The sequence below is a fragment of the Streptomyces sp. NPDC043854 genome (genome assembly GCF_056436005.1).
On record NZ_JBWKDK010000003.1, the window covers coordinates 231,296 to 241,952 of the forward strand.

General features: G+C 77.2%; 5 protein-coding genes. 3 read left to right on the plus strand and 2 right to left on the minus strand.

Going from position 1 to position 10,657, the window contains the following annotated elements; genetic code table 11:
* The first annotated feature begins 75 nt into the window (after window positions 1–75).
* The 3 genes from AC068A_RS04735 to AC068A_RS04745 all read left to right on the plus strand — a co-directional run bounded on the left by AC068A_RS04735 (window position 76) and on the right by AC068A_RS04745 (window position 3,709).
* The gene (locus AC068A_RS04735; RefSeq protein ID WP_478580694.1) at window positions 76–516 is read left to right on the plus strand and encodes an ATP-binding protein; all 441 of its coding nucleotides are present in this window, start codon (window positions 76–78) and stop codon (window positions 514–516) included.
* Between the two features lie 149 nt (window positions 517–665).
* A complete protein-coding gene (locus AC068A_RS04740; protein WP_478580697.1) occupies window positions 666–3,290 on the plus strand; it encodes a SpoIIE family protein phosphatase in 2,625 nt (874 codons plus the stop codon).
* A 125-nt stretch (window positions 3,291–3,415) separates the two neighbouring features.
* Window positions 3,416–3,709, plus strand: a complete 294-nt coding sequence (locus tag AC068A_RS04745; protein ID WP_478580699.1) for a hypothetical protein — start codon at window positions 3,416–3,418, stop codon at window positions 3,707–3,709.
* An 11-nt stretch (window positions 3,710–3,720) separates the two neighbouring features.
* Here the strand turns inward: AC068A_RS04745 and AC068A_RS04750 are convergent, their stop codons facing one another.
* Window positions 3,721–5,943: a TPM domain-containing protein gene (locus AC068A_RS04750; RefSeq protein WP_478580873.1), complete on the minus strand. Its 2,223-nt coding sequence runs from the start codon at window positions 5,941–5,943 to the stop codon at window positions 3,721–3,723.
* 204 nt (window positions 5,944–6,147) lie between these two features.
* Window positions 6,148–10,290 carry a protein kinase domain-containing protein gene (locus tag AC068A_RS04755; RefSeq protein WP_478580702.1) on the minus strand — a complete coding sequence of 1,381 codons (4,143 nt, stop codon included), beginning with the start codon at window positions 10,288–10,290 and terminating at the stop codon, window positions 6,148–6,150.
* Window positions 10,291–10,657 lie beyond the last annotated feature (367 nt).

The following is a 10,657-nucleotide window of genomic DNA, read 5'->3' on the forward strand; positions in this document are numbered from 1 at the left end:
TAGTCCCTAATCGTGTACCGACCCAAGAGGCTCTCTCCCTGCTGAACCGGACGGGGGCCGCTGCCGGCCCGGGAAGTGATCGGCGTGATCGACACAGACGGCGAATGGGCCGAGTGGGCCTTCCCCGCCGAGCCCGGCGCCGTCCGCACCGCACGCCACGCCGTGCGCGGCCAGCTCCGCTCCTGGGGCCTCGATTCCGTCGGCGATGTGACCGTCCTGCTGGTCAGCGAGCTGGTCACCAACTCCCTGCGCTACGCCTCGGGCCCGATCGGGGTCCGGCTGGAACGGCGCGAGCAGCCCGGCGAGAGCCCGCCGGAGGGCCCCGCGGAAGGAGGCGCCCTCCTGGTGGAGGTATCCGATCCGCTTCCGGATCCGCCCCGCGAACGCGTCGCGAAGGCCGACGACGAGGGCGGCCGGGGGCTGCACCTGGTGGCTGCCTCGGCACAGCGCTGGGGGACACGTCACGGCAAGTCGGGCAAGACGGTGTGGTTCGAGTTGGCTCTTCCTGGTGAGTAACAAGGTGAAGGGTGGCCGACGATCACCCGGTATGGCTCGAAACAGTCGGGACCTTTTCGTGATCGGGAACGCCGTGCCGTCCGGGGCCGTGGTGCTGAATACTTCGGTCATGGCCGGTCCGGTTGCGGTGAGCTGGAGGGGACGGTCGCGTGAGCGAGATACCTGCGCAGGCACATCAGGCCCGTGTGCCCGGGGGGGCATGGCACGACTCCCTGTGGCACAGCAGCCCGCCTGGCTCGATATATGACTACATCAAGGTCGCATCGTTCTCGATCGGACCGGACGGCCTCGTCGACCAGTGGAGCCTGCGCGCCGAGGAACTGTTCGGACTGACCGCTGCACAGGTCGTGGGACGCGACCCCGTCGACGCCTTCATGCCGCCGGAACTGCGCGAGGGCGGCCGCCGGCGGGTGGCCGAGATCCTTGACGGCAAGGAATGGACGGGCCTCGTCCCCTTCCGCGTCCCCGGCGGGAACGGCGCCCACGGCGTGGCCGAGATTTACGTGATGCCCACCCAGACCGAAGCTGCCGAGTGGGCCGCACTCTGCGTCGTCGTCGACGTCCGCGCCCTGCGAAGCATCGAGTCCGACCTCGCCGCCTCACAGGCCATATTCGGCCAATCTCCCTTCGGCTTCCTGCTCTTCGGCACCGACCTCACCGTCCAGCGGGCCAACCGCCGCTTCGCGACCGTCTTCGGCGGCGCCGTCGAGGAACACCGCGGCCGCACCGTCCACGACTACCTCCCGCCGCAGGAGGCCGACCGGATGACAGAGGCCCTGCGCCGGGTCCTGGAGACCGGCGAAGCCGTCACCGACCTGCAGATCACCGGCGCCGCCCCCGGCCGGCGGGAGAACCGCCACTGGTCCATCAACCTCTACCGCGTCCACGGCGCCAGCGGCCGCCCCGTCGGCGTCGCCGGCATCGGCACCGACGTCACCCGCCGCCACCTCGCCGCCCGCGAAGCCGCCGGCGTACGGCGCAATCTCGCCCTCCTCAACGAGGCCGGGCACCGCATCGGCAACTCCCTCGACCTGGAAACCACCGCCCGCGAACTCCTCGACGTCACCGTCCCCGGCTTCTGCGACCTCGCCGCCGTCGACCTCTACCAGGGGCTGCTGCTCGGCGACGACGACCGGCCCGCCCGCCCCCAGGGCCCCGGCGTGCCCTCCCTGCCCCCCGGCCGGCGCAACGGACGCGCCCCCTCCGCACCGCTGCGGCGGGTCGCCTTCGCCTCCGCCGTGTCCGACGCCCCCCTGTCCGGTGCCGGCGCGGCCGTCGCCGTCGGGGAGACCCACCGCTACCCGGCCGCCTCCCCCGGCGCACTGGCCCTGCGCACCGCACGGCCGCGGATCATCGAGGGCGGCGGGACCGACGACCTCGTCCAGTCCACGCTCGTCGTACCGATGGTCGCGCACGACACCGTCGTCGGACTCGCCCAGTTCTCCCGCACCAAGGGCAGCGAACCCTTCGGGGAACGGGACCGTGCCGTCGCCGTCGAACTCGCCGCCCGCGCCGCCGTCTGCATCGACAACGCCCGCCTCTACCGGCGCGAACACGAAAGGGCCCTGATCCTGCAGCGCAGCCTCCTGCCGCCCGGCGACCCCGAGGCGGCCGGCCTCGACATCGCCTGCCGCTACCTGCCCGGCAACGCCGCCACCGAGGTCGGCGGCGACTGGTTCGACGTCATCGAACTCCCCGGCCACCGCACCGCCCTCGTCGTCGGCGACGTCATGGGCCGCGGACTGCGGGCCGCCGTCGCCATGGGCGAACTGCGCACCGCCGTACGCACCCTGGCCCTGCTCGACCTCGAGCCGGCCGAGGTACTCGCCGCCCTCGACGAGATCGCCCGCGGCCTCGGCGCCCCCGGAGGCTCCCAGCAGGCCTCCCGGGCAGCCCTGCAAGCACGCGACGCCGACCGCTCCGAGGTGTACCTCGCCACCTGCGTGTACGCCGTCTACGACCCCGTGACCCGGCGCTGCACCATCGCCAACGCCGGCCACATGCCGCCCGTCCTCGTCGAACCGCCCGAGCCGGGCGCCCCGCCGCGGCCCGCCCTGCTCCTGGAGGTGCCGCCCGGCATGCCGCTCGGCGTGGGCGGCGAACCGTTCGAGGAGGTCGAGGTCGACCTCCCCGAGGGAGCCCTGCTCGCCCTGTACACCGACGGGCTCGTGGAATCCCGCGACCACCCGCTGGAGGAGGGGCTGCGCGGGCTGCGCGAAGCGCTCGCCGACCCCGTACGGCCGCTCGAGGACGTCTGCGACCACGTCCTGGGCACCCTCGACACCCGGCACGGCGAGGACGACATCGCCCTGCTGATGGCCCGGGTCCAAGGGCTCCCCGTGGACGCCGTCGGGGACTGGCACCTGCCCCGCGAAGCCCGCTCCGTGGGCCGGGCCCGCGAACTGGCCCGGACGAAACTGCCCGCCTGGGGCCTGGAGGGGCTCCTCGACACCACCGAACTGCTCGTCAGCGAACTCGTCACCAACGCCCTGCGGTACGGCGAGGGCGAGATCCGGCTGCGGCTGCTGCTGGACCGCACCCTGGTGTGCGAGGTGTGGGACGGCAACCTCGTCCAGCCGCGGCGGCGCCGGGCACGCGACACCGACGAGGGAGGACGCGGCCTCCAACTGGTCGGCATGCTGTCGGCCGGCTGGGGCACCCGGCGTACCCACCGCGGCAAAACCGTCTGGTTCGAGCTGCCGCTCCCGGGCGCGGAGGGGGACCCGGCGCCGGAACTGTCGGCGGAACAGCTGCTGAACATGTACGGCGGCTGAAGCGTGGACGGGTGCCCCGGCCGGACCCCAGCGCCGTTGCCGGCTGCGGAGCCCCGCCGCCGGCGGCCGGCGCCACGGCGGGGTGGGGTTCTGGCGCGGGCCGCCCCGTACGCCGCCACCGGCTGGTGCCACGGCGAGGCCCTGGCGCAGTCTGCCCCGTACGCCGCCACCGAACCGCCGAGCAGCACGAGGCCGCGGGCCGCCCGGACGAGGCGGCCGAGGCCCTGAGCCCGGCCGCGGAGCGCGGGGAGCGCCCGGCCGCGGAGCGCGGGGAGCGCCCGGCCGCGGAGCGCGGGGAGCGCCCGGCACTGGCCGCCTTCGCCCGGCACTGGCCGCCTTCGCCCGGCTGCTCGCCCGCTCCGGCCGTGCCGCCGGGGCGTACGCGCTGCTCCGGCCGTGCCGCCGCGGCGTACGCGTGAGGGGAGGGCAGTCAGGAGCGGTCGGCGCCGCCCAGGCGGCCGCGGGTCCCGCCGCCGCCGAAGGAGCCCGGTCCGAGGCCCCCGCCGCCCGCCGAGCCACCGCCTCCGGTGCCCCCGCCGAACCCGCCCGCTCCGGGACCGGCGAAGCCGCCGCCGCGGCCGGCGCGGAGGATCCCGCCGAGGAGGATCCCGCCGAGCACCGCACCGCCCGTGCCACCGCCGCCGCCCCGGCCTTGTCCGGCGCCGCCGAACGGGTCCCCGAAGCCCCGTACGTCCTCCTCGGCCAGCTGCTGCGCCTCCCGCGCCAGCCCGTCCGCCCGCTGCGCCTCCGCCAGCGCGGCCGGCGCGTCCGACTCCGCCAGCGACCGCGACCGCTCCAGATGCCGCTGCGCCTCCGCCAGCCGGGTACGGGCCCGGCTGCCGACCGCGCCCCGGCTGGTCGTGATGTAGTCCGCCGCCGCGGCCGCCGCACTCCGCGCCGACAGCAGCGCCTGGTCCAGCAGGGCCGCCGCCCGCCGCCGGCCCGGCTCCTGCTCCCGCGCCGCCGACAGGGCCTCGTCCAGGGCCGCATCGGCCTCCTCGACCCGGCGCAGGGCGTCGATCGGGTCGTACCGGCCGGCCGCCACCTCCTGCCGTACGGCGGACACCACCGCCTCCGCCCGGCCGATCCGCCCCCGCAGATCCGCCGTCGGCGCCCCCTCAGCGGTCCCGGACAGCAGCCCGCGGGCGTCGGCCAGGTCCGCTTCCGTCTCATTGCGGGCGCCCGGCAGCTTGCCCGCCGCCTCCGCCAGCTCCTGCGCCCGCCGCTCCACCGCGTCCACCAGGGTCGCCGTCTGGTCCACCGCGCCCTCCGCCGCCCGTACGTGCACGGCCGCCGCCCCGTTGTCGCCGCCGCCGACCGCCTCCCGCGCCCGGGCGGCGTGGTCCATCGCGAACCGCAGCCGGTCCTCCGCCCGTTCGGCGTGGGCGGCCACCGGAGCCGACGCCGAGTCCGCGTACCGCCCGCGCAGCGCGGTCAGGGTCGCCGCCGCCGTCACCGTACGGCCCGTCAGATCGCGTACGCGGGCCTCCAGCTCCGCCAGGGCCTGCGGGGCGTTGCGCTCCAGGTCCCGCAGTCGGTCGAAGTCCGCGGCCTCGGCGTCGAGCCGCCTGTTCGCCTCGCTGCACCGGGCCACGATCTCGTCCAGCATCCGCCGCCGGGCGGCGTCGTCCTCCGGGTAGGCGTCGTCCAGCTGCTGGCGCAGCCGGAACGCCGCCGTCAGCTCGCCGTTCGCGTAGGCCACGGCCCGGGTGAAGGCGGCCACCGCCGCGTCGCCGAACTGCGCGGAGGCGACGCCGAGCTCCTCGGTGCTGGTGCGGACCGCGTCGTCGGTGTCCACCAGCAGAGCCCTGGCCTTGGCGTCCAGGTCGGGCAGCGGCAGGGCCGTCGTGGTCGCCGGCCGGTCACCCCAGCCGGTCGTGGTGCGCGGGCGGCCGCCCGGCGCGGAACCCTTGCGCTTGCGCCGGGAGAACGCGTACGCGGCGAGCGCCCCCGCCGCGCCCACGGCGACCACCGGCAGCACGAAGTCCCCGGCGCCGCTCTCCCCGCCCCCGCCGCCCCCGCCGCCGCCCGGGTCGGGCTCGCCGGGGGTGATCGCCGGCACCGGGACCGGCTGGCCGGCGAGGACGGCGCCGTAGCCGTCCGCCGCCCCGATCGCGGCGCCCGCCCAGTCGTTCTCCCGCAGGGCGGGCTCGATCGCCGTGCGGTCGACCGCGGCGAGCTGCTCCTCGGTGAAACCGGAGCCGACGTCGGCCGAATGGGCGTGCGTGCGGGAGCCGGTCGCCACGGCGAGCAGCAGGTCGTCCGGGCCGAGGCCGTTCTTCTGGGCGGTGGCGTCCGCCCAGCTCTGCGCCGAGCGGCCGGAGAAGTCGTTCACGTACGCCACGAAGAGCTGGATCCCGTGATCGCGGTACAGCCGGTCCAGCGCGGCGGCGACGTCGTCCGCTCGATCGCCGAGGGCACCCACGCGGTCGGTGATCCGGCCCTGTTCGGACAGGGTGACGGGATCCTCGGCGGGCAGGGCGAACGCCCGCGGCACGGCGGCGGCCGCCTGCGTGGTCGTGACGGCGGCCTGTGGGGTGGTGGCGGCGGCCTGTGGGAGGGTGGCGGCCCCGAGCAGTGCGGCGGCGAGTGCGAGCGCACCCTTGAGGCCCCAGCCGGCTGTCCCGGTGTGGGGTCTCCTCTTCGGCGGCATCACACTTGGGAGCGTATGGGTGCTTTCGCGCCGTCGCGACCGGAGTCCGATCACGCTCTGCGATGCCCCACCGCCCCATCCCCGACCCGCCTCTCACCACACCCCACCGCACCACACCGCATCCCACCCCCACCCCCACCCCCACCCCGTAGACGTGTGCTCTCGAACTCGGGCGCCGACGTGTGCCGCGGCCGGTGAGCCGGCTCAGGCCAGGGGCAACGCCGTCAGTTCCGGGCGGGGGAGGATCAGGAGGTCGTCCAGGATGAGGGGGCTGACGCGGCTCAGGGCCGGGTCCGCCCACTGTTCGCGGATCCGGCCGGTGCGGGTGTCCAGGGCGGCGACGAACGGCTCGGCCTCCTTGCCCCGGTGCAACAGCCCGCGCTGGCCCGCCTGCGCGACCCGTACGTACAGCGCGCCCGAGCGCACGCCCAGCAGGTGCAGGCCGCAGAACGATGCCCTGCGCCGGGCCAGCGGCCGCTGCCAGAGCGGTCGGCCGGTCGCCGCATCCAGGCAGAACACCACGTCCCGCCCCTGGTCCGGCAGGTGCGCCGCCGCGTAGAGCAGGCCGCCGTCCGCCAGTACCCGCCGGGTCGGGAAGCCCAGTTCGAACTGCCACGCCTCCAGCCCGGCGCGCCGGGTCAGGGCCCGCAGGACGCCCCCGTCCACGACGTGGACGAGCCGTTCGCCGGGCCGGAGCGGCGCCGTCGCGCGTGCCGGCCCGCCGCCGGGGCCGACGCGCCTGCGGTCCCAGGCCACCGTGCCGTCGGCCGTCCGGAGCGCCCGCAGCCGGGAGCCGTCCACCATGACCATCAGGTCGTCCGCGACGACCATCAGGTCGTCCGCGGCGTGGAGCCTGTCCGGCGCGGCCCTCGGCGTGCGGTCCTCCCACGCGGTGTCACCCGTTGCCGCGTACAGGGCGGTCGGGCCGTCAGCGGTGTGCAGGACGAGCAGCTCCCCGGCGAGGTGGTGCAGCTCCACCGGGGGCAGGTCGCGCCACCAGCGCACCCGCCCGTCGCGCGGCTCGCGCGCCAGCAGCCGTACGCCGGGCGCGTCGTCGCGGCGGACCAGGACGCAGACCGTGCCTGCGTCCCCGTCCGCGCCCGTGCCTGCGTCCGTGCCTGCGTCCGTGCCCGTGCCTGCGTCCGCGTCTGTGCCTGCGTCCGCGTCTGCGTCTGCGCCTGTGCCTGTGCCCGTGCCCGTGCCCGTGCCTGTGCCCGCGTCCGCCAGGCAGTCCACCGAGACGCGGGCGGCGGGCGCTTGCGCGGGCGCGGGCGTGCCCTCGTCGGCGTACGCCGTCCAGCGCGTGGCACCCGTTCGGCCGGTCACCCGGCCCACCTCGGCGCCGTCCCGCCACACCACACCGTCCCCGGACCGGGCCAGCCACTGCGGCCGGGCCCCGGTCGACCAGACGGGCTCGCCGGCCGCCGTCGGGCGCGGCCGGGCGGCGGCCGGAGGCTCCGGGCGGGACGCGGCCGCCACCGCGGACGCCGGCGTGGCGCCGGCCTCGGCCGCCGCCTGCGGCAGCCAGGGCAGCCGCCCCGCGGCCACGCACGCACGCGCGATCCGGGCCAACTCCCCGGCCTGCTCTGCCGGATCGGGCAGGCTGCGGGCCCGGTCCGCAGACTCGCGCGCCCGCGCCGGGTCCAGGGGAGCCCGGCTGCTCTCCGCGACACGGGTCCGGGCCGCCTCCAGCCAGGCCAGGGCGTGGCCGGCCTTCTCGTCACCGCCCGCCTCCAAGCGGCCGCGGAGCAGGCCGTCGGCCCGGTTGCGCAGCCGCTCCGCCTCCACGGGCTGCCCGAGCCGGGCGAGCCCGGCGGCTTCCTCCCGCAGCCAGGCCGCCCGCTCCTCCAGGACGTGCGGCAGCCACTCCTCGGCCTGCGCGAGGGCCCGGGCGGCGCCGGCCGCGTCACCGGCGGCGGCGCGGTCCTGCGTCAGCTGGCACAGGGCGAGCAGCCGGCCCCCGGCGGACCCGATCCGCTCGCTGAGCCGCAGCGCGGCCCCGAGGTCCCGCGGGGCGAGGGCCACCACCAGGTCGTAGGTGGCAGCGGCCCGGCGGGCCGGGTCCCCGATCCGGTCCAGGTCCCGCTCGGCCCGGCGCGGGTCGGCCGCGGCGAGGGCGCTGTCGATGCGGGCCCGGAGCCGGCCGAACGCCGGGCCGCCCGCGAAGTGGTACGCGGCGATCTGCGCGGCCTGCTCGGGCGCGACGGCGGCCAACTCCTCGGCCACCGCGCGCAGCGGGCCGAGGCGGTCGGCGCCGGCGACGGTGAACAGGGCCTGCTGGGCGTCGGTCAGCAGGCGGCGGGCCCGCGCCGGGGCGTGCGGGGCCGTGCCGTGGGCCAGGCCGGTCAACAGCCGGGCCACCCGGGCCCCGCCGCCCGCGCCGGCGGTCCAGGCCGCGTGCTCGGCATCCGCGAGCAGGCGGAGCGCGAGGCCCGCGTCGAAGCGGGCGGCGGCGTCCGCGGCTGCGGCCAGCACCTGGGGACGGGCGTCCCCGGCCGCGGGCAGCACGGCCTCCGCCTCGCGCAGCAGCCCCCGTACGAACTCCCCGACCTCGGCGGGCACACCCCCGCCGCCGGGGCCCCACCAGGGGCCAGCCCCGTCGGCTCGGCCTCTGGCTGCGTTGGCCTGGCCTCTGGCTGACTTGGTCGTGTTGGCCGCGTTGGCTTCGTCGGGTCGGCTTCCGGCCGCGTCGTCGGCCGGGTCTGTGGGTGCGTCCCCCGTCCGGAGCCCGTCGTCGGTGAGCGGTCCGGCTCCCGTGCCGGATCCCGTCCGGGCGTGTTCGCCGCCCGGGGGCCGGGTCCCGTCCTCGGGGCGGTCCAGCAGCCCGGTTCCGGTGGCGGCCGGTGTATCGCTTCCGGCCGCGGTCCGGGCTTCGGCCGTGGCGGGGACCCCGGCTTGGGGCACGGCTCCGGGCCGGTTGCCGTTCCCCGGCACGCTTCCGGGTGTGCGGCCGAGCCCGGCCCCGGCCCCGGCTCGGGCTCGGGGATCGGCCTTGGGGCCGACGCTGGGCCGGGCGTCCGCTGCGGTGGTGGTCGTCGGGTGGTCGGCCGCGGGGCTGGGGCCGGGCTGCCCGGTGTCGTGTCCGGGCCGGGTCTCGTTGTCGTGTCCGGGCCGGGGCCCGGGGCCGGGCGCGGCTTCCGTTCCGGGGCCGGGCGCGGCTTCCGTTCCGGTGTCGAGCGTGGCCTCCGTTCCGGTGTTGAGTGCGGCCTCCGTTCCGGTGTCGTGTCCCGGCCGGGGCCCGGGGCCGGGCGCGGCCTCCGTTCCGGGGCCGGGTGCGGCCTCCGTTCCGGTGTTGAGTGCGGCCTCCGTTCCGGGGCCGGGCGCGGGTTCCCGCGGCTCGTGATGCGCCTGCGGCCCCGGTTCCGCCCCGGGCTCGGGCCACGGCCACGGTTCGGCCTTGGTGCCGGGCTCAGGTTCCGCCCCGGGCCGGGAACCGAGCCCCGGTCCGCCTGCCGCCCGAGGCCCGGGCTCCCGCGGCGGGGGTGGGCCGAAGCCCGCCCCGGGGCGGAGGCCGCGGAGGGTTCTGCCGACCCGCTGGGCCGACTCCGGGCGGTCCGCGGGGTTCTTCGCCAGCAGGGACTGGACCAGGCGCTCCAGGTCCGGGCCCACCGGGACGCCGGCGCGCCGCAGCGGTACCGGTTCCTCCTCGATGTGCCGCCGCATCAGCACGTACGGCCCTTCGGCCTGCCCGAACGGCGGTTCCCCGCTCAGCAGCGCGTACAGCACGCACCCCAGCGCGTACAGGTCGCACCGCGCGCCGACGCGCTCGCCCCGCCACTGCTCCGGCGCCATGTACGCGGGTGTCCCGAACGACCTCCCGGTGACCGTCCACCCGGCGGTGGCGTCCGCGGAGTGCGCGATCCCGAAGTCGCAGATTTTGAGCCGGCCGCCGGGCAGCAGGAACAGGTTCGCCGGTTTCAGGTCCCGGTGGACCACCGCCTGCTCATGGGCGGCGGCCAGCGCCTCCGCCGTCTGGGCGCCCAGGTCGAGCACGAGCTCGACCGGGAGCGCGCCCTCCCGCGCCAGCACGGTGGCCAGGTCCTCCCCGGCCAGCAGCTCCATGACGATGAAGAGCCGGCCGTCCTCCTGCCCGACGTCGTGCACGACGGTGATGCCGGGGTGCTGGAGCCGCGCCCCGATGGTCGCCTCCCGCCGGAACCGCGCGACCAGCTCCGCTCCCGTGTCCCCGGCCGCGTCCAGTAGCACCTTGACCGCCACCGGGCGGTCCAGCGTCAGGTCGTGCCCGCGCCAGACCTCGCCCATGCCGCCCTGCCCAAGTCGCCGGTCCAGCCGGTACCGGCCGGCCAGCCGATCCCCCACCCGCACCCCGATGCCCCCTGACAGCACGTCACACGGCCTTCTTTTAGGGGGCATTGTGTACCAGGGAAGGGAACGGCCGGGTGTCGGGACGGCAGCGGATCCGGTCGTGCCGGCCCGTCGGGGGTGGTTGGCGGTGTTTCGCCCGGACGGGGTCGGGGAGGTGCCCGGGGGCTGCCCGTCAGTCCCAGCGTCCTTCCGGGACGGCCGCCGGCGTCAAGGGCGCTCCCTGCGGTCGCGTCGCTTTCGCGATGGCCTGGCGGCCCCCCTTGACCCCGGCGGCCGTCCCGGAACGACAAGGACTGTCGGGCGGCCCCCGGGGGGAGGGCGGCCTGGAGGGACCTGCGGCCGCATCGGGCCGCCTTCGGCAGGCGGGACCGCGGCCCTGCCCGGCCCC

Bases quoted from the DNA above. Each gene is read 5' to 3' on its own strand.
- AC068A_RS04750 (WP_478580873.1), bottom strand. From the start codon at position 5,943: ATGCCGCCGAAGAGGAGACCCCACACCGGGACAGCCGGCTGGGGCCTC.